Annotated in this window: 24 protein-coding genes and 6 tRNA genes; 16 read left to right on the plus strand and 14 right to left on the minus strand. The window is 62.1% G+C overall.

The window, feature by feature from the left end:
• Window positions 1–216: 216 nt before the first annotated feature.
• From aceE to lpdA, 4 genes are all read left to right on the plus strand, one after another.
• Window positions 217–2907 carry a pyruvate dehydrogenase (acetyl-transferring), homodimeric type gene (gene aceE / locus DOD19_RS06310; protein WP_112184689.1) on the plus strand — a complete coding sequence of 897 codons (2691 nt, stop codon included), beginning with the start codon at window positions 217–219 and terminating at the stop codon, window positions 2905–2907.
• 152 nt (window positions 2908–3059) lie between these two features.
• On the plus strand, window positions 3060–4733 hold the full coding sequence (aceF, locus tag DOD19_RS06315) for a dihydrolipoyllysine-residue acetyltransferase (protein ID WP_112184691.1): 1674 nt from the start codon (window positions 3060–3062) through the stop codon (window positions 4731–4733).
• 105 nt (window positions 4734–4838) lie between these two features.
• The gene (locus DOD19_RS06320; RefSeq protein ID WP_024975532.1) at window positions 4839–5411 is read left to right on the plus strand and encodes an MFS transporter; all 573 of its coding nucleotides are present in this window, start codon (window positions 4839–4841) and stop codon (window positions 5409–5411) included.
• 58 nt (window positions 5412–5469) lie between these two features.
• The gene (lpdA, locus tag DOD19_RS06325; protein ID WP_112184779.1) at window positions 5470–7251 is read left to right on the plus strand and encodes a dihydrolipoyl dehydrogenase; all 1782 of its coding nucleotides are present in this window, start codon (window positions 5470–5472) and stop codon (window positions 7249–7251) included.
• 108 nt (window positions 7252–7359) lie between these two features.
• Here lpdA and DOD19_RS06330 read toward each other — a convergent pair whose 3' ends face one another.
• Together DOD19_RS06330 and DOD19_RS06335 are read right to left on the minus strand one after the other, a co-directional pair.
• Window positions 7360–7920: a hypothetical protein gene (locus DOD19_RS06330; protein WP_112184693.1), complete on the minus strand. Its 561-nt coding sequence runs from the start codon at window positions 7918–7920 to the stop codon at window positions 7360–7362.
• Between the two features lie 345 nt (window positions 7921–8265).
• Window positions 8266–8847, minus strand: coding sequence for a phasin family protein (locus DOD19_RS06335; protein WP_024975535.1), 582 nt, complete (start codon window positions 8845–8847; stop codon window positions 8266–8268).
• A gap of 356 nt (window positions 8848–9203) precedes the next feature.
• Between DOD19_RS06335 and DOD19_RS06340 the strand changes: the two genes are divergently transcribed.
• The 5 genes from DOD19_RS06340 to pbpG all read left to right on the plus strand — a co-directional run bounded on the left by DOD19_RS06340 (window position 9204) and on the right by pbpG (window position 13985).
• Window positions 9204–10211 (plus strand): histone deacetylase, encoded by a 1008-nt coding sequence (locus tag DOD19_RS06340; RefSeq protein WP_112184695.1) that lies wholly within the window; start codon window positions 9204–9206, stop codon window positions 10209–10211.
• Complete coding sequence (locus DOD19_RS06345) at window positions 10208–11125, plus strand: DMT family transporter (RefSeq protein WP_024975537.1); 918 nt, start codon at window positions 10208–10210, stop codon at window positions 11123–11125. Before DOD19_RS06340 ends, DOD19_RS06345 begins: the two co-directional genes overlap by 4 nt.
• A 58-nt stretch (window positions 11126–11183) precedes the next feature.
• Window positions 11184–11627, plus strand: a complete 444-nt coding sequence (locus tag DOD19_RS06350; protein WP_112184698.1) for a thioesterase family protein — start codon at window positions 11184–11186, stop codon at window positions 11625–11627.
• Window positions 11628–11643: 16 nt separating this feature from the next.
• Window positions 11644–12351: a nitroreductase gene (locus tag DOD19_RS06355; RefSeq protein WP_112184700.1), complete on the plus strand. Its 708-nt coding sequence runs from the start codon at window positions 11644–11646 to the stop codon at window positions 12349–12351.
• Between the two features lie 437 nt (window positions 12352–12788).
• Complete coding sequence (pbpG, locus tag DOD19_RS06360) at window positions 12789–13985, plus strand: D-alanyl-D-alanine endopeptidase (RefSeq protein WP_112184702.1); 1197 nt, start codon at window positions 12789–12791, stop codon at window positions 13983–13985.
• A gap of 67 nt (window positions 13986–14052) precedes the next feature.
• On the opposite strand, the gene DOD19_RS06365 is transcribed toward pbpG, so the two are convergent.
• A complete protein-coding gene (locus DOD19_RS06365; protein WP_004627146.1) occupies window positions 14053–14850 on the minus strand; it encodes an IclR family transcriptional regulator in 798 nt (265 codons plus the stop codon).
• Window positions 14851–15090: 240 nt separating this feature from the next.
• On the opposite strand from DOD19_RS06365, the gene DOD19_RS06370 reads away from it, so the two are divergent.
• The 5 genes from DOD19_RS06370 to DOD19_RS27685 all read left to right on the plus strand — a co-directional run bounded on the left by DOD19_RS06370 (window position 15091) and on the right by DOD19_RS27685 (window position 18106).
• On the plus strand, window positions 15091–15816 hold the full coding sequence (locus DOD19_RS06370; RefSeq protein ID WP_112184704.1) for a (Fe-S)-binding protein: 726 nt from the start codon (window positions 15091–15093) through the stop codon (window positions 15814–15816).
• A gap of 36 nt (window positions 15817–15852) precedes the next feature.
• Entirely contained in the window at window positions 15853–17262 is a 1410-nt protein-coding gene (locus tag DOD19_RS06375; protein WP_024975542.1) for a LutB/LldF family L-lactate oxidation iron-sulfur protein, read from the plus strand.
• Window positions 17259–17540, plus strand: coding sequence for a hypothetical protein (locus DOD19_RS06380; protein ID WP_024975543.1), 282 nt, complete (start codon window positions 17259–17261; stop codon window positions 17538–17540). The genes DOD19_RS06375 and DOD19_RS06380 overlap by 4 nt, the downstream gene beginning before the upstream one ends.
• 69 nt (window positions 17541–17609) lie before the next feature.
• The gene (locus DOD19_RS06385; RefSeq protein ID WP_024975544.1) at window positions 17610–17924 is read left to right on the plus strand and encodes a TM2 domain-containing protein; all 315 of its coding nucleotides are present in this window, start codon (window positions 17610–17612) and stop codon (window positions 17922–17924) included.
• Window positions 17925–17938: 14 nt separating this feature from the next.
• Window positions 17939–18106: a hypothetical protein gene (locus DOD19_RS27685; protein ID WP_200869023.1), complete on the plus strand. Its 168-nt coding sequence runs from the start codon at window positions 17939–17941 to the stop codon at window positions 18104–18106.
• A 3-nt stretch (window positions 18107–18109) separates the two neighbouring features.
• Here the strand turns inward: DOD19_RS27685 and DOD19_RS06390 are convergent, their stop codons facing one another.
• From DOD19_RS06390 to DOD19_RS06435, 9 genes are all read right to left on the minus strand, one after another.
• Window positions 18110–18874, minus strand: coding sequence for an arginyltransferase (locus DOD19_RS06390; RefSeq protein WP_024975545.1), 765 nt, complete (start codon window positions 18872–18874; stop codon window positions 18110–18112).
• Window positions 18861–19607 (minus strand): leucyl/phenylalanyl-tRNA--protein transferase, encoded by a 747-nt coding sequence (aat, locus tag DOD19_RS06395; protein WP_112184706.1) that lies wholly within the window; start codon window positions 19605–19607, stop codon window positions 18861–18863. The genes DOD19_RS06390 and aat overlap by 14 nt, the downstream gene beginning before the upstream one ends.
• A gap of 24 nt (window positions 19608–19631) precedes the next feature.
• Window positions 19632–20219, minus strand: a complete 588-nt coding sequence (locus tag DOD19_RS06400; RefSeq protein WP_024975547.1) for an NUDIX hydrolase — start codon at window positions 20217–20219, stop codon at window positions 19632–19634.
• A 192-nt stretch (window positions 20220–20411) separates the two neighbouring features.
• A tRNA-Met gene (locus DOD19_RS06405) sits at window positions 20412–20488 on the minus strand.
• 28 nt (window positions 20489–20516) lie between these two features.
• Window positions 20517–20593, minus strand: a tRNA-Met gene (locus tag DOD19_RS06410).
• A 136-nt stretch (window positions 20594–20729) separates the two neighbouring features.
• Window positions 20730–20803: transfer RNA gene (locus DOD19_RS06420), tRNA-Met, on the minus strand.
• Window positions 20804–20831: 28 nt separating this feature from the next.
• Window positions 20832–20908, minus strand: a tRNA-Met gene (locus DOD19_RS06425).
• Window positions 20909–20936: 28 nt separating this feature from the next.
• Window positions 20937–21013, minus strand: a tRNA-Met gene (locus DOD19_RS06430).
• Between the two features lie 28 nt (window positions 21014–21041).
• Window positions 21042–21118: transfer RNA gene (locus DOD19_RS06435), tRNA-Met, on the minus strand.
• Window positions 21119–21346: 228 nt separating this feature from the next.
• Here DOD19_RS06435 and DOD19_RS06440 point away from each other — a divergent pair.
• The gene (locus DOD19_RS06440; protein WP_024975548.1) at window positions 21347–22381 is read left to right on the plus strand and encodes a quinone-dependent dihydroorotate dehydrogenase; all 1035 of its coding nucleotides are present in this window, start codon (window positions 21347–21349) and stop codon (window positions 22379–22381) included.
• A gap of 12 nt (window positions 22382–22393) precedes the next feature.
• On the opposite strand, the gene DOD19_RS06445 is transcribed toward DOD19_RS06440, so the two are convergent.
• Complete coding sequence (locus DOD19_RS06445; RefSeq protein ID WP_024975549.1) at window positions 22394–22633, minus strand: hypothetical protein; 240 nt, start codon at window positions 22631–22633, stop codon at window positions 22394–22396.
• A 390-nt stretch (window positions 22634–23023) separates the two neighbouring features.
• On the opposite strand from DOD19_RS06445, the gene DOD19_RS06450 reads away from it, so the two are divergent.
• A complete protein-coding gene (locus DOD19_RS06450; protein WP_024975550.1) occupies window positions 23024–24925 on the plus strand; it encodes a potassium transporter Kup in 1902 nt (633 codons plus the stop codon).
• Between the two features lie 82 nt (window positions 24926–25007).
• Here DOD19_RS06450 and DOD19_RS06455 read toward each other — a convergent pair whose 3' ends face one another.
• The gene (locus DOD19_RS06455) at window positions 25008–25466 is read right to left on the minus strand and encodes a DUF4148 domain-containing protein (RefSeq protein ID WP_024975551.1); all 459 of its coding nucleotides are present in this window, start codon (window positions 25464–25466) and stop codon (window positions 25008–25010) included.
• Window positions 25467–25531 lie beyond the last annotated feature (65 nt).

Genomic DNA, 25531 nt, shown 5'->3' on the forward strand with positions numbered 1-25531 from the left:
CCGCAATGTCAAAAGTGATTTGTTTTGCGTTGCGGCAATATTCCACATTATAAAAAACCATATCGCAATTTGAAAATTCCGCTTGTGCTGCGTTTGCGGGTGCCCATAGAATCAGCGCAAAAGTCGGGGTGGCCCCTTGCGTGTGTGCAAACGCGCGTAGCCAGTGGGCACCTCACAAGAGACGCAACTATCGTTACTGCTACCAAGGAGACCGCCATGTCGGCCGTACCAGAACAAGTCCTGGGTGCCACGAGCGCCAGCGACGTTGATCCCCAGGAAACCAAGGAATGGCTGGAGGCGCTGCAAGGCGTCATCGGCGCGGAAGGCCCGCAACGCGCGGCGTTCCTCCTTGACAAGCAGATCGAATACGCACGCATTAACGGCGTGACGTCTCCGCTGCACGCAGAAACCCCCTATATCAATACGATCCCGGTCGAGAACCAGGACCGCATTCCCGGCAACCAGGAAATCGAGCACCGCATCCGCTCGTATACGCGCTGGAACGCCATGGCGATGGTGCTGCGCGCGAACAAGGACACCAACGTCGGCGGCCACATCTCGTCGTTCGCTTCGGCGGCCACGCTGTATGACGTCGGCTACAACCATTTCTGGCACGCCCCGTCGGACAAGCACGGCGGCGACATGGTCTTCGTGCAGGGCCACTCGGCGCCGGGCGTGTACTCGCGCGCTTTCCTGCTGGGCCGTCTGAGCGAGGAGCAACTCGACAGCTTCCGCCAGGAAGTGGACGGCAAGGGCATCTCGTCGTACCCGCACCCGTGGCTGATGCCGGATTTCTGGCAGTTCCCGACCGTGTCGATGGGCCTGGGCCCGATCATGGCGATCTACCAGGCGCGCTTCACCAAGTACCTGGCCAGCCGCGGCCTGATCCAGAACTGGGAAAACCGCAAGGTCTGGGCGTTCCTGGGCGATGGCGAAACCGACGAGCCGGAATCGCTGGGCGCGATCGGCATGGCCGGCCGTGAAAAGCTGGACAACCTTGTCTTCGTGATCAACTGCAACCTGCAGCGCCTTGACGGTCCCGTGCGCGGCAACGGCAAGATCATTCAAGAGCTGGAATCGGAATTCCGCGGCGCTGGCTGGAACGTCATCAAGGTCATCTGGGGCAGCCGCTGGGACCAACTGCTCGCCCGCGACACGAAGGGCCTGCTGATGAGCCGCATGATGGAATGCGTCGACGGCGAATATCAGACCTTCAAGTCGAAGAGCGGCGCTTATGTGCGCGAGTTCTTCTTCAACACGCCGGAACTGAAGGCCATGGTGGCCGACTGGTCCGACGACGACATCTGGGCGCTGAACCGCGGCGGCCATGATCCGCACAAGATCTACGCGGCGTTCCAATCGGCGAGCAACCATAAGGGCCAGCCGACCGTCATTCTCGCCAAGACCATCAAGGGCTATGGCATGGGCGAAGCCGGCGAAGCGATGAACATCGCCCACCAGCAGAAAAAAATGCCGGTGGACGCCATCCGCAAGCTGCGCGATCGCTTCAACATTCCGGTTGCCGACGACCAACTCGAGCACGTTCCGTACGTCAAGTTCGAAGAAGGCTCGAAGGAACTCGAATACATGCGCAAGGCCCGCATGGACCTGGGTGGCTACCTGCCGGCCCGTCGTCAGAAGGCCGACGCGCTGCAGATTCCGGCGCTGGCCGCGTTCGACGCGCTGCTCAAGGCCACCGGTGAAGGCCGCGAAGTGTCCACGACGATGGCCTTCGTGCGCATTTTGAACATCCTGCTGAAGGACAAGAACGTCGGTAAGCACGTCGTGCCCATCGTGCCCGATGAGTCGCGCACGTTCGGCATGGAAGGTCTGTTCCGCCAGATTGGTATCTGGAACCAGGAAGGCCAGAAGTACGTGCCGCAGGATCATGACCAACTGATGTTCTACAAGGAATCGCAGACGGGTCAGGTGCTGCAGGAAGGCATCAACGAAGCCGGCGCCATGTGCGACTGGATTGCTGCCGCCACGTCGTATTCGACGCATGGCGTGGCGATGATCCCGTTCTACATCTACTACTCGATGTTCGGCATCCAGCGTATCGGCGACCTCTGCTGGGCCGCCGGCGACATGCGCTCGCGCGGCTTCCTGCTGGGCGGCACCGCTGGCCGTACCACGCTGAACGGCGAAGGCCTGCAGCACGAAGACGGCCACTCGCACGTGTACCACGCTGCCATCCCGAACTGCATTTCGTATGACCCGACCTTCCAGTACGAACTGGCGGTGGTGATGCAAGACGGCCTGCGCCGCATGTATGTCGAGCAGGAAGACGTCTATTACTACCTGACGGTGATGAACGAAAACTACGAGCACCCGGAAATGCCGGCGGGTGTCGAGGCCGACATCATCAAGGGCATGTACCAGTTCAAGAAGGGCGTCGAGAACAGCAACGCACCGCGTGTGCAACTGCTGGGCTCGGGCACGATCTTCCGGGAAGTGATTGCCGCAGCCGAGCTGCTCAAGAAGGACTGGGGTGTTGAGTCCGATCTGTGGGGTTGCCCGAGCTTCACCCAGTTGGCGCGTGAAGGCAACGCCATCGCACGCTGGAACCTGCTCAACCCGACCGAGCCGCAACGCGAGTCGCACGTCGAGAAGCTGCTCAAGAACGCACGCGGTCCGGTCATCGCATCGACCGACTACGTTCGTACCTTCGCCGAGCAGATTCGCGCCTTTGTGCCGCGTCGCTACGTGGTGCTGGGCACCGACGGCTTCGGCCGCTCGGATACCCGCGAGAAGCTGCGTCACTTCTTCGAGGTGGACCGCTACTGGGTGACGGTCGCGTCGCTCAAGGCGCTCGCCGACGAAGGCGTGCTGCCGCGCGAAAAGGTGGCCGAGGCACTGAAGAAGTACAACCTCGATCCGAACAAGCCCAACCCGATGACCGTATAACGGAGCCGCCGGGCGCGCGGGTTGCGTCCGGCCGGGCACCGCCCCGACAGACTTCCCGCAACGTGCATTTGCCTGCACGATGCGGTAGCCTGCGGGGCAACGCGTGTCCGCCGCCGGATGCTCTCGCCGCCAGACCCTCTGGAGACAGAAGAATGAGTCAAGTCGTAGAAATCAAGGTGCCGGACATCGGCGACTACAAAGACGTCCCGGTGATCGAAGTGCTGGTCAAGGCGGGCGATACCGTCAACGCCGAGGATTCGCTGGTCACGCTGGAGTCGGACAAGGCGACGATGGACGTGCCCTCGCCCAAGAGCGGTGTCGTCAAGGAAGTGAAGATCAAGGTGGGCGACACTGTGTCGGAAGGCTCGCTGGTGCTGCTGCTCGAAGAGCAGGGCGCTGCTGCCGCGCCGGCTCCGGCGCCCCAAGCCGCACCGGCTCCGGCTCAGGCCGCTGCTGCGCCGGCGCCCGCACCTGCCGCACAAGCACCGTCCTCCGCGCCCGCTGCTGCGGGTGGCGGTACGGTTGAGGTGAAAGTGCCGGACATCGGCGACTACACCGACGTGCCGGTCATCGAGATCAGCGTGAAGGTGGGCGACAAGGTGGAAGCCGAGCAGTCGCTGATCACGCTCGAATCGGACAAGGCGACGATGGATGTGCCGTCGCCGGCCGCAGGTACTGTCAAGGAAATCCGCGTGAAGGTGGGCGATGCCGTGTCGCAAGGCACGCTGATCGTCGTGCTGGAAGGCGCGGGCGGTGCCGCCGCTGCTCCGGCTCCTGCACAAGCTCCGGCACCCGCACCGGTGGCCGCTGCACCGAGCCCGGCCCCTGCGGCTTCGCCCGCAGCTGCTCCGGCCGCAGCGCCCGCTACGTACACCGCCGACACCGTCGGTACGGTCGGCAAGGCGGCCCACGCCAGCCCCTCGGTGCGCAAGTACGCGCGTGAGCTGGGCGTCAATGTGAGTCTCGTGGGCGGCACGGGTCCGAAGAATCGCATCACGCAGGAAGACGTGCAGCGCTACGTCAAGGGCGTGATGAGCGGCCAGGCCGCGGCACCGGGCAAGGCTGCTGCGGGTGCACCGGCCGGCGGAGGCGAGCTGAACCTGCTGCCATGGCCGAAGGTCGACTTCACCAAGTTCGGTCCGGTCGATCCGAAGCCGCTGTCGCGCATCAAAAAGATTTCGGGCGCGAACCTGCACCGCAACTGGGTCATGATTCCGCACGTCACCAACAACGACGAAGCGGACATCACCGAGCTGGAAGCCTTCCGCGTGCAGATGAACAAGGACCACGAAAAGGCCGGCGTGAAGTTCACGATGCTGGCGTTCGTGATCAAGGCGGTCGTGGGTGCGCTCAAGAAATTCCCGACCTTCAACGCGAGCCTGGACGGCGACAACCTGGTCTTCAAGCAGTACTTCCACATCGGCTTTGCTGCCGATACGCCCAACGGGCTGATGGTGCCGGTGATTCGCGATGCGGACAAGAAGGGCCTGATCGACATCGCCCGCGAAATGGCTGACCTGTCGAAGGCGGCCCGCGAAGGCAAGCTCAAGCCGGACCAGATGCAGGGCGGCTGCTTCTCGATCTCGTCGCTGGGTGGTATTGGCGGCACGAACTTCACGCCCATCATCAACGCACCGGAAGTCGCCATCCTTGGCCTGTCGCGTGGTTATCAGAAGCCCGTTTGGGACGGCAAGCAGTTCGTGCCGCGCCTGACGCTGCCGCTGTCGCTGTCGTACGATCACCGCGTGATCGACGGCGCGGAGGCAGCGCGCTTCAACGCGTATCTGGCCAGCGTGCTGGCGGATTTCCGCCGCGTCAGCCTGTAAGCCCGTACGGGCCCGGCACGCATCTGGCTTCGGGCCTGTGCGTGCCGGCCCGGCTGGGTTTGCAGCGGTCGGCGGACTGGTCAGTGGACTGATGGCGAGGACGACATGACGACGTGCGTGGTGGTCAAGAAAGACGGCGAAGTGGCGATTGCGGCCGATTCACTGGTGACGTTCGGCGATACGCGCCTGGCGCGCGGCTACGAGCAGAACCAGAAGATCTTCCCGGTGGGCGATTCGCTGATCGCGTTGGCGGGTACGACGGCCCACTTCCCGGTCATGCGGAGCCTACTGGCGGGTCTGGCAGATGAGTGCCGCCTCGGCACGCGTGACGACGTCTTCCGAACCTTCCTCAAGGTGCATGAAAAGCTCAAGGACGAGTATTTCGTCAACACCAAGGAAGACGACGACGACCCCTACGAGTCGTCACAGATCACCTGCCTGATCGCCAACGCAACCGGCATCTACGGCGTCTATTCGTACCGCGAAGTGTTTGCGTTCGACCGCTTCTGGGGCATCGGTTCGGGGCGCAACTTTGCGCTGGGGGCCATGTCGGCGGTGTTCGATATGCCGGGCAAGTCGGCGGCGGACGTTGCACAGGTGGGCGTGTCCGCAGGTGTGGAGTTCGACAAGAGTTCGGGCGGCCCGATCGAAGTGCACACAGTCCGTCTGCAGGATTGAAAAGCGTCAGCGGGCCCGGGCGATGCCGGGTGCCGACGACAAGAACAAGGAGTCAGGAATGAGCGTGGTGGAAATCAAGGTGCCGGATATCGGCGATTTCGATGCAGTGGAAGTCATCGAAGTGCTGATCAAGGCGGGCGATACCGTGGCGCCCGAGCAGTCGCTGATCGTGCTGGAATCCGACAAGGCCAGCATGGAAGTGCCGTCGGACGTGGCCGGCAAGATCGTCGACGTGAAGGTCAAGGTGGGCGACAAGGTCAGCAAGGGCACGGTGATCGCGACGGCGGAAGCTGGCGCGGCTGCTGCTCCGGCGCCTACTCAAGCACCGGCTCCGGTCTCAACGCCTGCTGCCGCACCGGCAGCGTCGGCCCCCGCACCACAAGCGGCCAAACACGCCGGCAGTGCCGACATCGAATGCGACATGCTCGTCCTCGGCTCCGGCCCGGGCGGTTACTCGGCAGCTTTCCGCAGCGCGGATCTGGGCATGAACACCGTGCTGGTCGAGCGTTTCTCCACGTTGGGCGGCGTTTGCCTGAACGTGGGCTGCATCCCGTCCAAGGCGCTGCTGCACACGGCCGCCGTAATGGATGAAGTCAAGGCGATGGCCGCGCACGGCATTGTTTACAGCGAGCCCACGGTTGATATCAACCAACTGCGCAAGCACAAGGAATCCGTCATCGGCAAGCTGACCGGCGGGCTGGCCGGCATGGCCAAGGCACGCAAGGTGCAGGTCGTGCGCGGCGTCGGTGCGTTCCTCGATCCGAACCACCTCGAAGTGCAACTGACGAGCGGCGACGGCAAGGAAACGACCGGCGAGAAGAAGGTCATCCGCTTCGCCAAGGCGATCATCGCTGCGGGTAGCGAGGCCGTGAAGCTGCCGTTCATTCCGCAAGATCCGCGCATCGTCGATTCGACAGGCGCGCTGGAGCTGCGCGAAGTGCCGGCCAAGATGCTGGTCATCGGTGGCGGCATCATCGGCTTGGAAATGGCCACGGTGTACAGCACGCTGGGCGCCCGCATCGACGTGGTGGAAATGCTCGACGGCCTGATGCAAGGCGCTGACCGCGACCTCGTCAAGGTGTGGGACAAAATGAACAAGAGCCGCTTCGACAAGGTCATGCTCAAGACCAAGACGGTCGGGGTGGAGGCCAAGCCGGACGGCATCTACGTCAAGTTCGAAGGCGAAGCTGCGCCGGCCGAGCCGCAACGCTATGACACGGTGCTGGTGGCCGTGGGCCGCGCTCCGAACGGCAAACGCATCGGCGCGGAAAAGGCCGGCGTGGCCGTGACTGACCGCGGCTTCATCGACGTGGATAAGCAGCAGCGCACGAATGTGCCGCACATCTTCGCGATCGGCGACATCGTGGGTCAGCCGATGCTGGCACACAAGGCCGTGCACGAAGGCCACGTGGCGGCCGAAGCTGCGCACGGCGAGAAGGCGTATTTCGACGCCAAGCAGATTCCGTCGGTCGCCTATACCGATCCGGAAGTGGCCTGGGCAGGCCTGACCGAAGACCAGTGCAAGGCGCAGGGCATCAAGTACGGCAAGGGCGTGTTCCCCTGGGCTGCATCGGGCCGCGCAATTGCCAACGGCCGCGACGAGGGCTTCACCAAGCTCATCTTCGACGAAGAAACGCACCGCATCATTGGCGGCGGTATCGTCGGCACGCATGCAGGCGACCTCATCGGCGAGGTTTGCCTGGCCATCGAGATGGGCGCGGATGCCGTGGATATCGGTAAGACCATTCACCCGCATCCGACGCTCGGTGAGTCGGTGGGTATGGCTGCAGAAATCTACGAAGGCGTTTGCACGGACGTGCCGCCTGCTCGCAAGCGTTGAACTGCAATTAACCGCCAGATTTTAGAACACACTCTGAAATCTGGCTGGAAAAAAGGAAGGGCCACTCGATTGGGTGGCCTTTTTTTTGGGGGGCGATGTGGTGGCTGGTCAGTGCCGAGGCTCAGTCGGACGCCGATGCCGACGTAGCAGGCGCACCGCTGCGATCAGGCGGCGCCATATCTGTTGTATCAACCCATGTCGACGAGCGCGCCAGACGGCAATTCGTACCTGGAGGGCTTGCCAAGTCGGCGTTGCCTGCAGAACGGCAACCATGCGCTGCTTCCAAGCCAGGAACGCAGATTCCCAGCGGGCATACCAGGCGATCGTGTGCAACTGCGGGCGCACGGCGGAATAGATGCGCACGCCCAGCCCCGTACTGACGATTTTCGCTGCGACCAGAACCATGGCGCCGGCAATGAGATGGCCTCGCGCCAGCACGTAGACGGCCGCCAGCTTGAACGGCAACAATGCGAGCATTGGCAGGGCAAAGGCGCAGAGGGCTTCGATGGGCTCCAGCTGCGCCAACTTCCGCTCCGCCGCTTGGACCCACGGATGCGCCGCCAGACGGGCGGTTGCCCGCTGCATGACGTTCCAGATCCACTCTTCTAACAGCAGGATAAGCGCAGCCACGACGATCAGACTTCGCTTGGCCAGGGATTCGCGAGACATTGGGAAGGACGGGGGGGGGGCGGCGGGCCGCAATACAGGATGGAGCGTCGGCTGCGTGTAAAAGTTCGCAATTTGAAGAGCGAGACGTTTCCCTCGCACACAAAAAACCCGGCCGAAGCCGGGCTAAAGGTACCCACTGATCACCACTGAGGACAGGTTTCGGTAGCGGGACCGAGGAGACAATCTAACGAACACGATGGAATGGACTGCGGGGCGCGCGTTTCGGTTCCGCGCAAATGCGCGCAAACGACGCGTTTGGAGGAGCGGCTCGACGGCCAAAACAAAACGGGCCTCCCGGAGGAGGCCCGCTTGAGCAAGCAGGTAACTGCTGCAGCAGCTTAGCGCTTAGGCAGCGGTCGTTGCCGACTTCTTGCCGGTAGCAGCGCGCGCTTGGGCCGAAGCTTGGGCAGTTGCCTTGCTGGCAGCGTTGGCAGCAGCGTGGAAGTTGCTTTCAGCCAGTTCCACAGCTTGCTTGGTAGCCTTCTGCACCGAGTCGTAGGCGTTGTTGGCAGCCGACAGAGCCGACTTCACCAGGGCAACTGCCGATTCCGAACCGGCCGGAGCGTTCTTCGACACGTTGTCGACCAGCGCTTGCAGCTTGCGGCTGTTTTCAGCGATCTGCACTTCAGCAGCCTTGCTGAATTCGGTTTGCGTGTCCGAAGCGATTTCGTACAGGTGGCGGCTGTAAGCCAGAACCTTTTCAGCCAGGGGCTGCACGGCGGCGGTTTGCACCGACAGCAACTCTTGCGCGTCCTTGGCGGTGAGCGCCTTCTTGGCGTGTTCGACGTTCTCGGCCAGGGTGGCCTTGACGACTTGCAGGTTCAGCTCGACCAGCTTTTCGACGCCTTCAAATGCCTTGTTGGTCAGGCCGAAGAAGGTTTCCAGGTTGGCCTTGTGCGCCGCAGCGATCTGTTCCTGAGTCAGCATGTTGTCTCTCCAAATACAAAGGTGGGTCGGGGAATCAAAATGAAAATTTAGATCGCCCAGATGTACAAAGCATGACGGTCAGCGTCGGGCCTTCCAGGCGACATCGCGATGAATTAGGGATGGTGCATCGCAACAATTTCATTGTTGTTGAATGCCAAACCAGTGTCAAGCGTCCTTTGTGCATCGCACAAAAATCAGAATTCGTTGATTTTTCGTGCACAGGAATTGCGCGACCAACCGTTTGGCGTAATTTTTTGTGGCAGAAAAATGCGCGTTCGTGGTGCAGGTGAAATGCATTTGACCAGTTCCGGCGGTAATTCCGTCTCAAAAAACATACGAGTGCAGCGTAGGTTAGGATGCGCCCGAGTGCCATTTTTGTTGCGTTGCGATTTCTGATTCACATGCGGGCGTTCTACACCGACCACTTTGTCTTGCCGTTGCCGCCGGGCCACCGGTTTCCCATGCGCAAGTACAGCGACCTGCGGGCACGGGTTTTGGCCGACGTGCCGGGGCTGTCCATGCATGAAGCGCCGCGCGCCAATGACGACGCGTTGCTGCTGGCGCACACGTCTGAATATGTAGAAGCGGTAAGCGCCGGTCGGCTTGACCCGGCGCGCCAGCGCGAGATCGGGTTTCCTTGGTCGCCGGAAATGGTGGAGCGCAGTCGCCGTTCTGCCGGCGCGACGATGGCCGCAAGCGAAGCCGCGTTGGCGGATGGGATTGCCGTCAACCTGGCGGGTGGGACGCACCATGCCTATGCGGACAAGGGCGGTGGCTTCTGTGTATTTAATGACGCAGCCATCGCCTCGCGCTGGATGCAGCGCCAATCAGGCAGGTCGCCGGCGGATTTTCCGGTCGCCATCATTGATCTGGACGTACATCAGGGCAACGGCACGGCGTCGATCCTGCGCGATGACGCCACCGTTTTCACCTTGTCGCTGCACGGCGAGAAGAACTACCCGTTCCGGAAGGAAGCGTCGGATCTGGACATCGGCCTGCACGATGGCTGCGGCGACGAGGACTATCTACAGGCGCTGACCGGCGCACTCGATATCCTGGCCGGGCGCTTCAGGCCGCAGTTGATCATCTATCTGGCCGGCGCGGATCCGCATGAGGGCGACCGTCTTGGCCGGCTCAAATTGACCCTGGAGGGGCTGGCCCGGCGCGATCAGGAAGTCTTCGACTTCGCCTATCAACGGCGCATACCGATTGCCGTTACCATGGCGGGCGGCTACGGCAACAATATCGACGATACCGTGGCCGTCCATGCGCAGACCATCGCGCTGGCTGCCCGGCACGCACTGCGTTGGGCGGCTCGCGACGAGGCTGCCGCCGCATCGAACTCTCTTCCGCTTTCCGCATGACCCAAGCGTCTTCCGTCGCGCCAGCCTCAGCGCGCGGCTCTCTGTTTGTCGTTGCCATGCCGTGGCTGTTCGTGCTGATCTGGAGCACGGGCTTTATCGTGGCCAAGTACGGGATGCCGTACGCCGAACCGATCACGTTTCTGTTTTTCCGCTTCGTAGGCGTGCTGGTGTGCCTGCTGCCGCTGGTATGGCTGGCGCGCGTGCCGTTGCCGCGCCGCGCCGGCACGGGCGAAGCCGATTGGGCGACAGTCGGCCATATCGCGGTGGCCGGCTTGCTGATGCAATGGGGTTACCTGGCGGGCGTCTGGGCTGCGGTCAAGCTGGGCATGCCGGCAGGCATGACTGCGCTGATCGTCGGCATGCAGCCGATTCTGACCGCGCTGTACGTCTCGATGCGAGGGGAGCGTGTGTCGGGTCGCCAATGGATGGGGCTGCTGTGCGGCATCGCAGGCGTGGGCCTAGTGGTGGCCAATAAGCTGCATCTGGCGGGCGTCGGTGTGACGACGCTTGCGCTTTGCGTGGGCGCGTTGCTGTCGATCACCGTCGGCACGCTGTATCAAAAGCGCCATTGCCCGGTGTTCGACCTGCGGATGGGCGCGTGCATCCAGTTCGGGGCATCGGCGCTGCTCTGTCTGCCGTTCATGTTTTTGTTTGAGACGCGCGAGGTGCATTGGACGCTGCCGATGATCGGCTCGCTGGTGTGGTCGGTACTGGCGCTGTCGATCGGCGCAATCTCGCTGCTGTTTGTGCTGATCCGCAAAGGCGCGGCCACCAAGGTGACGTCGCTCCTGTATCTCACACCGCCGACGACCGCCGTGATGGCCTGGGCGCTTTTAGGCGAGCGATTTCCGCCGCTCGCCGCGTTGGGCATGGTGATTGCCGCGTGTGGTGTGGCGCTCGTCATCCGTAAGTGACCGAGGTTTAGCGGCTGGCGTATCCTGATCACTTTCCACCGTCACCTGCCCGCTGCCCATGAGTACGCCACGCCAGACGCGCGACGACTACCGCCACTTCCTCACCATCACCACGCGCTGGATGGACAACGACGTCTACGGTCACGTCAACAACGTCGTCTATTACAGCTACTTCGACACCGTGGTGAACGCCTACCTGATCCAGCAGGGCGTGCTGGATCTGGAGCATAGCGACACCATCGGCCTCGTCATCGAGACGCAGTGCAATTACTTCGCGCCGCTGTCGTTTCCCGACCCGGTTGTGGCAGGGCTGCGCGTTGCGCGCCTGGGCAACACGAGCGTGCGCTATGAAGTGGGCCTCTTCCGCGGCGACGCGCAAGAGGCCGCAGCGCAGGGCCATTTCGTGCACGTCTATGTCGACCGCGAAACGCGTCGGCCGGTGCCGCTGCCCGATGCACTGCGTGCCGTGCTCGAACCGCTTGCGTCCAATATCACCGCTTGAATTCTTGCGCATCGCCATGACCGACCGACGCCCCACCTTCGCAGAAGTCGAACTTGTCGATCAGGCAATCACTTCGCGCCGGTCTGTTCGCGCGTTCTTGCCGACGCCCGTTGCCCGCGAAGACATTGAAGCGATCCTGGATGTGGCACGCCGTGCGCCGTCAGGCAGCAATACGCAGCCGTGGAAAGTCTATGTGCTCACGGGCGAATCGAAGACGCGCTTGTCCGAATCTGTGTTGGCGGCGTACGACCACCCGGAGGTCGACACGCTGCATCGCGAGGAGTATCCGTACTACCCGCGCACGTGGATTGATCCGTATCAGAGCCGGCGCCGCAAGGTTGGTTGGGATCTCTATGGCTTGCTCGGCATCGAGCGCGCCGACAAGGAGCGCATGCACGCGCAGCACGCGCGCAACTTCCGCTTCTTCGATGCGCCGGTCGGAATCATCTTCACGATTGACCGTGTGATGGAGCAGGGCAGTTGGCTCGATTACGGCATGTTTCTGGAAGCCGTGATGGTGGGGGCGCGTGCTCGTGGCATCGACACGTGTCCACAGGCCGCTTTCACGCAGTTCCATCGGATCATCGCTGAGCATCTCGCGCTGACCGATGATGAGATGGTCGTCTGCGGCATGTCGATGGGTTATGCGAACCCCGCTGCAATCGAGAACACGCTCATCACTGAGCGCACACCTGTCTCCGACTTCACTCGCTTCCTTGACTGACGTCGTCATCGCGCCGCCGCCTACACGCTACAGCGCACATCTTCGTGCAAAGCGAGAATTGGCGGTGAAAAGTCGTCGAATTATGTCAACAGATACGACCGATCCATCGTTAGACTTTGATCTGCGACTCCGCGTACGACGTGCGCGTGTTGTGAGGAAGTGTTGGAGTTGGTTGTAAACCGTGATTGTCGGCATGTGCGACGGAATTCACGAGTACCCTCAGACTCCGTCGCTGATTCCGCACTGCACGCCATGTGCAGTTTTCGCAACTTTCTTCGCGATTGGAACACTGCCCCAGCAGATAATTGCGTCGAAATGATGACCGAATGATAAGGCTCCAGAGGTCAAACTTTAAGGCCGTGAGCTAAGTCCTTCATCTTGCTAAGAATTTTGTTTTTGCCTACACTTGCGCCATCTCACGCGCGGGTGATCGAACCATGTCACGGTCTGTTTCCTCATTTTTTCGACGTCTCGGCTTTGTTTCGCTGATGACCGTCGCGCTCGCTGCCGTCTCCGTCGCTACCGTGGCCAATGCCGCCACGACCGACAAAAAGCCCGCCGCCAGCAAAAAAGCCAAAGTCAAAACCAAGGGCAAGACCGTCGTCAATCGCAAGGCCAGCGCCAAAGTCGCGGCTGCGAGCAGCGATGACGTCGCGTCCAGCAAAGTCCGCAAGGTCGTCACCGTCAAAGGCAAGCGCCGTGTGATCATGGTCGAGCGCGGTGCTCGTCCGGTGCGCGCAGCGTTCGTGCCGGCATCCCCGACGCTTGGCGAAGCGATGGGTCTGCGTTCGACGCCCGACGCGTTGGCGCTGCGCTCCTCCGTCGCGCTGGTGATGGACCAGAACAACGGCGAAGTGCTGTTCCAGAAGAATTCGTCGGCTGTGCTGCCGATTGCCTCGATCACCAAGCTGATGACCGCGCTGGTCGTGACCGACGCTCATCAGCCGATGGACGAGCTGCTTGAAATCACCGATGAAGATCGCGACTACGAGCGCAACACCGGCTCGCGTCTGCGCTTCGGCACGATGCTCACGCGTGAAGATCTGCTGCTGCTGGCGCTGATGTCGTCGGAAAACCGCGCAGCCTCAGCGCTGGGCCGTAACTATCCGGGTGGTCGTCCGGCATTCGTTGCCGCCATGAACCGCAAGGCGCACGAGCTGGGCATGAACGACACGCACTATGTCGATTCGAACGGCCTATCGAGCAGCAACGTGTCGAGCGCACAGGATCTGGCCAAGATCGTGATGGCTGCCTACAAGGTGCCGACCATTCGCCAATTCACGACCACGCCTGAACATACGGTCAACGCCAACGGCCGCACGCTGCACTACGTCAACACCAACCGTCTGGTGCGTGGCGGCGAATGGGATATCGGTCTGCAGAAGACCGGTTTCATCAACGAAGCGGGCCGCTGCCTCGTGATGCAGGCCAACGTGCACGGCCGCAACGTCGTGATGGTGTTCCTGGATTCGGCCGGCAATCTCACGCGCTTTGCGGACGCCACACGCGTGCGCAATTGGCTGGAGCGCAATCCGCACATCGAGCCGGCCACGCAAGCCGCTGCACCGTTGCGGAATGTACCTGTGTCGACGCAGCCGGCAACCGTGCTGGCGTCGGAGCAGCACGGCGCTTGAGTCACCGCGCCACCCAACAAAAAAGCGCGTTCGATGACGCGCTTTTTTGTTGGGCAAAACCGGCGGCTCACTCTGCGCGCACGGCGTCCTCTTCGTACGTGTAGCCCATGCCCTTTGAGATCTGCAACGCGGTGTCCTTGAGGTTGTCGAGCCAGCTGTCCTGCAGGCGGTCTGCTGGTGCAGACAGCGACAAGCCTGCTACCAGCCGCCGCGAATCGTCATAGATGCCGGCAGCGATACAGCGCACGCCGAGTTCCAGTTCTTCGTTGTCGCGCGCGTAGCCGTTGGTGCGGACCCAGTTGAGTTCGCGTTCGAGCTTGGGCAAGTCCGTGATCGAGGTGCGAGTGTGACCAGACAAACCGGTACGCGTGGCATAGGCCCGGACACGGCCGAGTTCGTCTGCGGCCAGGAACAGCTTACCGACCGAAGTCAGGTGCAGCGGCGCGCGGCCACCGATAGCGCGTACCACTTGCATGCCTGACCGCTCGGAATATGCTCGCTCGATGTAGACGATCTCATCGCCCTGGCGCACCGAGAGGTTGACGGTTTGGCCGGTCAGGCGATGCAGGGCGCGCATCGGCGCGAGGGCCGCTTCACGCACCGAGAGGCGTGCCTTGACGAGGTTGCCGAGTTCCAGCAAACGCATGCCGAGACGGTAACTGCCCGGGTCGGAGCGGTCGACGAAGCGGCAAGCCACCATGTCGTTCAGAATGCGGTGCGCGGTGGAGGGGTGCAGGCCGGTGCTGGCGGACAGCGCTTTCAGGCTGACCGGATCGGCGTGATCGGCAAGCGCGTCGAGCAGCATCATCATGCGTTCGATGACCTGGATGGACGTCTTGCCGGGGTCCTTATCTGCTTCTGCCATGGGTGCAGTGGGTTGCGGATGCGATGCAAAATTCTATCCCACAATGTGAAAATTCGCATCATCCCGACGCATGATTCCGGGTATTTTCGAGGGCTTTCTCAGTCGGTCACCGGCTGTGCTTGGTAGGGCCTCGTGAAGCGCACTCACCGCTGACATGAAGAAGTTCTGTGCCTTGAGGGCCGCGCCGGACAGGGCAGCGGGCGCATAATGGCAGCTTCCCGCAGAACACAAGAGACTCCCATGCGCGTAGGTTTGTTCGTCACTTGCCTCATTGATCTGATGCGGCCCGACATCGGGTTTTCGGTGCTCAAGCTGCTGGAAAAGGCCGGCTACGACGTCGTTGTGCCGCCCGCGCAGACCTGCTGCGGCCAGCCCGCCTACAACTCCGGCGATCGGCCACTGGCGCGCGATCTGGCGGAGAAGACGCTCAAGGAATTCGAACAGTTCGACTACGTTGTCATCCCGTCTGGCTCGTGCGGCGGCATGATCCGCAAGGGCTACGCCGATCTCTTTCGAGACGATCCGGAGCTCGCAGGCCGCTACGAGCGCCTGGCGCCGCGTGTGTATGAGTTAACCGACTTTCTCGTCAACGTGGCGCGTGTCGAGACGCTCGATTCCGAATTTCACGGCCACGTGACGTACCACGATTCGTGCTCTGGCCTGCGCGAGTTGGGCGTGAAAGCGCAGCCGCGCGAGCTGCTCGGCAAACTGCCGGGTGTGCAGTTGACCGAGATGCCCGCATGCGAAGCGTGCTGCGGTTTCGGCGGCACGTTCTCGATCAAGTACGGTGATATCTCCACCGCCATCGCGGATGAAAAATGCGCCAACATCAAGGCCAGCGGCGCCGATGCCGTGGTGCTCGGTGATGTAGGCTGCATGCTTAACATCGAAGGCCGGCTGCGCCGTACGGGCGACACGCACACGCGTGTGCTGCACATCGCGCAAGTCCTTGCCGGCGACGCGTAAATCGCAACGCCAAGAACACGACGGAGACGCAATCGCATGCAAGTCCGCAGCATGGAATTCAAGGCGCGCGCCGGGCAGAAGCTCGCCGACAAGCGCCTGCAGCAGAACCTCACCAAGCTCTCGACCAAGTTCGTCACCGCACGCGCGGCGGCCATCCAGGAGATTGATTTTCCGGCCACGCGTGAGGCGCTGAAGGAGCGCCGCAACCGCGCGCTGGAAAACCTCGATGTCTGGCTCGCCACGTTCGAGGCAGAAGCGACGCGCCGTGGCGCCAAGGTGCTGTTTGCCGAAACCACGGCCGATGCCGCGCGCCTGGTTGCAGAAATCGCCCGCAAGCACGAGGTGAAAAAGGTCATCAAGAGCAAGTCGATGGTGACCGAAGAGATGCGCCTGAACCAGGTGCTCGGCGAGATGGGTGTGCAGAGCATCGAGACCGACCTGGGCGAGTACATCCTGCAGATCAACGACAGTGAGCCTCCGTCGCACATCATTGCGCCGGTGGTGCACAAGGACAAGGAGGAGATCGCTGATCTCTTCGCCAAGACGCACAACAAGCCGCGCCTGACAGATATTCCGGAGATGACGCGCGAGGCGCGCGAAGTGCTGCGGCCCCAGTTTCTGTCCGCCGACATGGGCGTGACAGGCGGCAACTTCATCATCGCCGAGACGGGGTCCGTTGCGATTGTCACGAATGAGGGCAACGAGGGCATGTGCACGATCATGCCGCGCGTGCATGTCGCCGTGACCGGCATCGAGAAGGTGCTGCCGACGCTCGAAGATCTGGCGACCGTCATGCGCTTGCTGCCGCGATCGGCCACAGGGCAGGCGATTTCGAACTATTTCTCATTGTTGACGGGGCCGCGCGCGCCGGGCGAGAAGGATGGCCCCGAGCATATGTACTTCGTCATTGTCGACGGCGGCCGCAGCGGCCTGATCGGCGGCGAATTCCAGGAGATGCTGCGCTGTATCCGATGCGGCGCGTGCATGAACCATTGCCCGGTCTATCAGAAGATCGGCGGCCATGCGTACGGCTGGGTGTATCCCGGCCCGATGGGCAGCGTGCTGACGCCTAGCTACGTTGGGCTGTCGAACGCGTTGGACCTTCCGCAAGCGGCCACGCTGTGCGGTGAATGCAATCGCGTGTGCCCTGCGTCCATCCCATTGTCGGATTTGCTGCGCACGCTGCGTGAGAAACAAATGGAGCGCGAACTGCGCCCGCAAGCGGAGCGCTTTGGCTTGCGCGTGTGGGGCTTCGTAGCACGGCGACCGGCGTTGTACTCGGCCGGCACTTGGGTTGCAGCACGCGTGCTGCGCTGGATGGGCGGTGACAAGAAGCTGATCCACTCGCTGCCCGTCGGAAAAGGTTGGACCGATACACGTGACATGCCGGCCCCCGCGGGCAAAACGTTTCGCGAGCTGTACCGTGAAAAGAAGGCCCGAGCATGACCACCGCTGAATCCCTCCAAACGCTGCGCGACGCGCTCGATCGTCACGCAAAGTCGCCCGACCTGCCGCGCCTACTCAAGCAGTGGCGCGACGATGTAGTGCTCGCGCCGTTGGCGATCTTGCCGCCGGCGTACGACCAGGTGCGGCGTTCCTTGCTGCAGCGGCTGGATATGGCGATGTCATTTGGCGAGGAAAGCTGCTCGTTCTCGCCATCGTCGTTGCTCGCGGAAATGCGTTTGTGGACGGACAAGGCTGAGGCCAAGCTCGCCAGCATGTAATCGAGAGGCGACATGGAACGCAGGATGCGTGCTAGTGTCTGACAGCTTATTCCCGTGTCAGCCTATGCCATGAATCAGACCGCTCGCGAAATCATGCTGTACGACGCCCAGAAGAAGAGTTCGGGCGTGGCCTATCTCTGGTGGTTTCTGCTTGGTTTTTTAGGGGCGCATCGCTTCTATCTGAAGCGGCCAGGCAGCGGCGTCGCGCAGGCCATCGCCAACATTGGCGGCACATGGTTGGCGTTTCGTGACATGGGTAACACCGCCGGCTGGGTGCTTGCCGTCATCGGCGGGCTGTGGGTGCTGGTGGACATGTTCCTGATTCCCGGGATGGTCCGCGCATACAACACGGTGCTCGCCGAGCGGCTTTCGACTGCGCCCTGAGAGGAGTCGAACTCATGAGCAAAATGATTTGGTGGAAGCGCGCCGCATTGTGGGCGGCAGGTTTGGCTTGCGTGGGCGGCGCCTTGGCGGGTTGTACGACTTCGCGCGATCAATACAGCCAGAGTTCCAACATCAGTACGTACGGTGTTGTCGATGTCGGAATCGAGCGCACGTCGCGCTGATCATCATTCCGTGGCCGGGGGCGCCACGTCTTCAAACCGTCGCCACTCGCCATTGACGAGCAGTTCCAGCGGTTGGAACAGCGCCTTATAGGCCATCTTCCGGCTCTGCTCGATCCAGTAGCCGAGATAGACGTAGGGCAAGTCCAGCGCCTGCGCCTGGGAGATCTGCCACAGGACGTTGTACGTCCCGTAACTCGCCTTCTGTTCGATTGGGTCGTAGAACGTGTAGACCGACGATAGCCCGTCTTCCAGCACGTCGATCATGCTTACCATGCGCAGCTTGCCCGCCGATGGCGATTCGGGCGGCTCCCGAAACTCCACCAAACGCGAATTCACCCGGCTCTGTAGCAGGAACTGCTCATATTGATCGCGGCTGTCGTGGTCCATGCCGCCGCCCGCGTGACGGACCGACTGGTACAGCAGATAGAGCTGATAGTGCTCTTCGACATAGGTAAGCGGTGCAACCAGCGCCTCAAGCCCTTGATGGCGCTCGGCGGCACGGCGTTGCGCCCGCGACGGCGCATATCGATCAACGACGACGCGGCACGGGGTGCATGCATGGCAGTCGTCGCAATGCGGGCGGTAGGTGAAGATGCCGCTACGCCGGAAGCCGGCGCGCACGAGCTTTGAATAGACGTCGGCATTGATCAGGTGCGCCGGCGTGGCGACCTGCGAGCGCGCCAGGCGGCCATCGAGATAGCTGCATGCGTAAGGCGCGGTGGCATAGAACTGCAATGCCGAGAGGGGGAGTTCCTTAAGCTTGCTCATTGCGTACGGTCCACCGGCGGAGCACCGATTTGTCGAAGTGCCACGGCACAATGGCCGGCGCGTTGGCCGCTTCCCGCACATGTGCGAGAAACGCCGTGCGCGGCACCGGGGCACCGCCCAGCGACGCCAGATGCTCGGTCTCCTGCTGGCAGTCTATCATCGCGACGCCCTGACCGCCGAGGAAGGCGCAGAGCGCCGCCAGCGCGATTTTCGAGGCATCGGTGCGGTGCGCGAACATCGATTCGCCGTAGAACATGCGGCCAAGCGCCACGCCGTACAGGCCGCCGACGCGTTGCCCGGCGTGCCACGTCTCGACGCTGTGCGCATAGCCGCGGCGGTGCAGGGCGGTATACGCCTGAATGACGTCTTCGGTGATCCACGTGCCGTGCTGCCCGGGGCGGGCTGTGGTGGCACACGCGACCATCGTTTCGCGAAAGGCGTGGTCGATGCGGATTTCCCAAGCTGGGTCGTCAAGCACGCGGCGCAGCGTCTTGCGAAACGTAGTTGAGACGCGAAAATCTTCGGGGCGCAGCACCATGCGCGGATCGGTGCTCCACCACAGCACTGGCTGGCCCTGGGCATACCACGGAAAAATGCCTTGCCGATACGCAATCAGCAGCCGTTGGGGCGATAGCTCTGCGCTGGCGGCCAGCAGCCCCGGCGCTTCGGACTCTGGCCCGAGCGCGCGATCGACCGGCGGGAAGGGATCGTGCGGATCCAGCCAGGCGATCATGATGCAGACAGCGTGAGGTTGGCGTTACGGCGTCGTGGCCGGCGTATTGATCGCAGCCGAGCGCATCGGCTTGTAGATGTCGAGCGTGTGGAGGCGGAAGCTGCCGTCGGCCAGCTTGCCTGCCGCGCGGTCTGCAAAGAAGCAACGCAGCGTGTGGATGACAGTCGGGAAGGCCAGATCATCCCAGGGGATGTCGGCTTCATTGAAGAGCGCGACTTCCAGGCTTTCTTCGCCCGGCGCGAAATCCAGATCGTTCAGCTTGGCCAGGTAGAACAAGTGCACTTGATGCACGTGCGGCACGTTGAGTACCGAATACAGCTCGCCGATTTCGACGTTGGCGCCGGCTTCTTCCTGCGTTTCCCGGTTCGCGGCCTGGGCGGTGGTTTCCCCGATTTCCATGAAGCCTGCGGGCAAGGTCCAGAAGCCGTAGCGGGGTTCAATGGCGCGCTTGCACAGGAGGATCTGATCGTTCCAAACGGGCACGGTGCCGACCACGTTGCGCGGATTCACATAGTGAATCGTATTGCAATGGTCGCAAACGTCGCGCAGTCGGTTGTCACCGGCGGGAATGCGCGAGACGACTGACTGGCCGCAGTTGGAACAGAATTTCATGGGGAATCGTCGCGGGTGGAATATCTCAGTGTATCACCGCGGCGATGCGGCCCCGCGCGGCGCAGGGAGGGGCGGGAGTATCGACTGAGTTGCACGCAAAACGGCGCGTGGAAACGTAGAAAAGCAAAAAGCCCGCTGTGTGCGGGCTTCATGATTCGGCTCAGGTCTTGGAGCAAGCCGTTCTACTTTGGTTGGTTGCGGGGGCAGGATTTGAACCTGCGACCTTCGGGTTATGAGCCCGACGAGCTGCCAGACTGCTCCCCCCCGCGTCCGTAGAAACGAATTCGACTTCGTGGCTGGTTGCGGGGGCAGGATCTGAACCTGCGACCTTCGGGTGATGAGCCCGACGAGCTGCCAGACTGCTCCCCCCCGCGTCCGTAGAAACGAATTCGACTTCGTGGCTGGTTGCGGGGGCAGGATCTGAACCTGCGACCTTCGGGTGATGAGCCCGACGAGCTGCCATACTGCTCCACCCCCCGTCCGTAGAAACGCATTCGACATTCTGGCTGATTGCGGGGGCAGGATTTGAACCTGCGACCTTCGGGTTATGAGCCCGACGAGCTGCCAGACTGCTCCACCCCGCGTCCGTAGAAACGCATTCGACTTTCTGGCTGGTTGCGGGGGCAGGATTTGAACCTGCGACCTTCGGGTTATGAGCCCGACGAGCTGCCAGACTGCTCCACCCCGCGTCCGTAGAAACGCATTCGACTTTCTGGCTGGTTGCGGGGGCCGGCTTTGAACCTGCGACCTTCGGGTTATGAGCCCGACGAGCTGCCAGACTGCTCCACCCCGCGTCCGTAGAAACGCATTCGACTGTCTGGCTGGTTGCGGGGGCAGGATTTGAACCTGCGACCTTCGGGTTATGAGCCCGACGAGCTGCCAGACTGCTCCACCCCGCGTCCGTCGAATAAAAAATTATAGCGATATCTATGCGGCGATGCAACACTTTTCTCGTGCGGCATGCATATTGATGGTGCGTGTTCCCCTGTAACGGGCCGCGAAGGCAGGCGCAGACTGATCTTTGGACACATCGTGCGCAGCCGGGTTCGAAAGCGGCGCGCACGGTGCATTGTGGCGTGCCGGCCGTTTACAATGCCGCCTTTCGCGTTCCTCTCTTGATTCCGATCGTGCTCAACGCCCTGTACCCGCTTGCCCGCCCGCTGCTGTTTTCGATGGATCCCGAAGACGCGCATCACTTCACGCTGAACCAGCTCAAGCGGGCCCACGCGATGGGGCTTTCGGGCTGCATCGGTGGACGCGTAGCCCCGCAGCCGCGCACGGTGATGGGCGTGGTGTTTCCCAATCCAGTGGGGCTGGCTGCCGGCCTTGACAAGGATGGTGCGTATATCGATGCGCTCGGCGCGCTCGGTTTCGGTTTTATTGAAGTCGGCACGGTCACACCCCGCGCGCAGCCAGGCAACCCGCGCCCGCGCATGTTCCGCTTGCCGGCGGCCAATGCGCTTATCAATCGTATGGGTTTCAACAACGGAGGTGTCGATGCGTTCATCAATAACGTGAAGGCATCGAAGTGGCGCGAGGCGGGTGGCGTGCTCGGTCTGAACATCGGCAAGAACGCCGACACGCCCATCGAGCGCGCTGTAGACGATTACCTGCATTGCCTGGAGCGCGTGTATCCGCACGCGAGCTACGTGACGGTGAACATTTCGTCGCCGAACACGAAGAACCTGCGCCAACTGCAGGGCGCGAGCGAGCTGGACAGCCTGCTCGGTACGCTGCGCGACGCGCAACAGCGTCTGGCAGACCAACATAAGCGCTACGTGCCGGTGGCACTGAAGATTGCGCCGGACTTGGATGACGACCAGATTGCCAACGTTGCCGACGCGTTGCTGCGTCACAAGATGGACGGCGTGATTGCGACCAACACGACGATCAGCCGTGAGGCCGTCGCCGGTCTGGCACACGCGGAAGAGGCGGGCGGCCTGTCGGGCCAGCCCGTGCGTGAAGCCTCGACGCGGGTAATTCGCGCATTACATGGTTTGCTGGGCGATGCGGTGCCCATCATTGGCGTGGGCGGCATCCTCGCCGGCGAGCATGCGCGCGAGAAGATCGATGCTGGCGCCCAGCTGGTACAGCTGTATACGGGGTTGATCTATCGAGGCCCCGCGCTGGTTGCCGAATGCGCCCGCGCACTGGCGCATTGACGCCGGCCGCGCTCAGCGGCGAAGCAGGAAGATGATAAGCGCGCTGGCGGCCACCACGGCGGCTGCCAGGTCGTACGGGCCAGCGTAATCGGCCCACACAGCCGGGTCGAGCCGCTGCATGAAAGCCGGCTGCGCCCACGGCAGGATCATGCGCGGGATCGCAAACAATAGGGCGGCCACGACCAGCAGCACAATCAGTGCGGTCAGCGAAGGCTTGGAATGCCCCAAGATGCGGATGGGTGAGTGGGGCAAGGCCGTCCCCGTTTTGGAAGTGCCGGGCGGCTGATTACTAGTCGCTCAACATAATTTGCAATAAAGGTTTGTCAGGCATTTTCCTACAAAGTTCTGTCGGCTGCAGTCCTACTTTCGGCTATGTGCAGCACAGCATGCATAACGTGTTGCCTGTGAGCCAAGGCGAACGACTCGCGCCGCACAATGTGCTTTATTCGATATCTGTGTGCCAGGGCAATGTTCTTTCGGCCCTGCAGAACGCTTTATCAGGATGGCTGTACAGCGTGATGCACCGCGGCAACGAATGCCCGTCTGAGGGGTTGGCGTGGCGGAGGCGGGGAGTACAATCCGCCCTCATTGTGCAATGCACGATTTTTTGAGCGGCCAGCAATCCGCCCGATTTCCAAGTTCATGAGTCAAGCCCTCACAGCAACCGGGTCGCCCCAGACCAACGTGAACCTGCGCGCCATGGTGATTGGTGCCGTGGGTGTGGTGTTCGGAGACATCGGCACCAGCCCGCTGTATTCGCTCAAGGAGTGCTTCAGCCCCGATCACGGCATTCCTTTCTCCAGCGGTGCGGTGCTCGGCATCATCTCCATGCTGTTCTGGGCGATGGTGATCGTGGTGTCGCTCAAGTACGTGCTGTTCGTCATGCGCGCCGACAACAACGGCGAGGGCGGCATCCTTGCGCTGATGGCGCTGTCGCTGCGCACGGCCAATACCAACTCCAAGCGCATGTCGCTGCTGATGATGCTGGGCGTCTTTGGTGCGTGCATGTTCTACGGCGATGCGGTGATCACGCCGGCCATCTCGGTCCTGTCGGCCATGGAAGGTCTTGAAATCGCCGCACCCGCATTGACGCCGTTCGTATTGCCGATCACGCTCGTGATCCTGGCGGTGCTGTTCTTCATCCAGCGCAGCGGCACGTCGGTGGTCGGCAAGTTGTTTGGCCCCGTGATGCTGCTGTGGTTTGCCGCGCTGGCTGCGCTGGGCATGATGAATCTGGTGAAGGCGCCGCAGATCCTGGTGGCCGTCAACCCGATGTATGCGATTTCGTTCCTGCACAACCACGCGCTGCAGGCGTTCATCGTGCTGGGTTCGGTGTTCCTGGTGCTGACCGGCGCTGAGGCGCTGTACGCCGACATGGGCCACTTCGGCGCCCGTCCGATCCGCTGGGCGTGGTTCTTTCTCGTGGCGCCGAGCCTGCTGCTGAACTACTTCGGTCAAGGCGCGATGTTGCTGACCGACCCGAGCACCATCGAAAACCCGTTCTACCGTTCGGTGCCGGAAGCGCTGCAACTCCCGATGGTGGTGCTGGCTGCGGCGGCTACCGTCATTGCCTCGCAGGCCGTGATTTCGGGCGCGTTTTCGCTGACGAGCCAAGCGATTCAGCTTGGTTTTGTGCCGCGCATGCGCATTCGCTACACCTCGGAAGCCGAGATCGGCCAGATCTACGTGCCGATGGTCAACTGGATGCTGTTGATCCTGGTGGTGGGCGTGGTGCTGGCGTTCAAAAAGTCCGACAACCTGGCCGCCGCCTACGGCATTGCCGTAACGACCACGATGGTCATCACGACAGTGCTGGCGGCAGTGGTGATGCGCTCAGTCTGGCGTTGGCATCCGGCGCTGGTCACGCTCGTGAGCCTCTGTTTCCTGGTGGTCGACATGGCGTTCTTCTCGGCCAACCTCTTGAAGATCCGCGATGGCGGTTGGTTCCCGCTGACGCTGGGCGCTGGTGTGTTCTTCCTGCTGATGACTTGGTACAAGGGCAAGAAACTTTTGCGTGCTCGCAGCCTGGAGGATGGCATTCCGCTCGAGCCGTTCCTGGCTGGGTTGCTGGCGCATCCGCCGCATCGTGTCGAGGGCACGGCCGTTTTCCTGACCGGCAATACCGAGTTCGTGCCGGTGTCGTTGCTGCATAACCTGAAGCACAACCGCGTGCTCCACGAGCGCGTGATCTTCATCAGCTTCGTCACGCGCGATATCCCCTACGTGGACGACAAGCACCGCGTGTCCGTGCGCGATCTGGGCAGCGGCATCTACATCGCCCGCGCGGAATACGGCTTCAAGGAAACGCCGGACGTGTACCGTGTACTTGAACTGGGTCAGCCGCAGATCGGCACGCGCTGCGAGCTGATGGATACGTCGTTTTTCATCGCGCGCGAATCGGTGGTGCCGTCCAAGTTGCCGGGCATGTCGATGTGGCGTGAGCGTTTGTTTGCGTGGATGCATCAGAACGGCGCCAAGCCGTCGGACTTCTTCCACATCCCTGCGAACCGCGTGGTGGAGTTGGGCACGAAGGTCGAGATCTGACCGACCGTATCGCTGCATAACAAACGGCCCGTGCGAGAGAGACGCACGGGCCGTTTTGTTTGGGGGTCAGGCGATGTTCAGGTTAGATCTTCGAGGCCTCGCGGTCGCGTTTGTGCACTTCGTGGTTGCGCGCGTGTACGTCGTGGTTGCGATCCTTGACGTCGGCGTGGAGGTCCTTGCGGTCCTGGTGCAAGTCACGGCGGTCGGCGTTGACCTGATGCTGATCTTGAGCGCGTTGCTTGCTCCAGTATTCGGCACCCTTGACGTTGCCGTTCGCCAGATCGCGGTTTTCGCGGCGTTGTGCGGTATTGCGCTCGGCGCGTTCGTCAGCCAGGGCGGCCTTGTCCTTGCCGATATCGGCACGGTCTTGGCGAATGTCGCGGTTGTCGTGACGGATGTCGCGGTTGTCCTGATGAATCTTCTGGTTGTCTTGCTGGATTTGCGTAACAGGCGACACAGGAGCTGGCGGCGTGGTCTGCGCGAAAGCGGCGGTACCGGCAACAGCAAGCAGGGCAGCGATCAGGGTGTGGCTCGTCTTCATGGAGTTTCTCCTCGTGGGTGCCAGGCGGTGTGTGCCTGTGTCTCCATAACGGGCTGAAGAGACCG

The sequence above is a fragment of the Ralstonia sp. GX3-BWBA genome, assembly GCF_003290055.1.
Classification (GTDB): domain Bacteria; phylum Pseudomonadota; class Gammaproteobacteria; order Burkholderiales; family Burkholderiaceae; genus Ralstonia; species Ralstonia holmesii.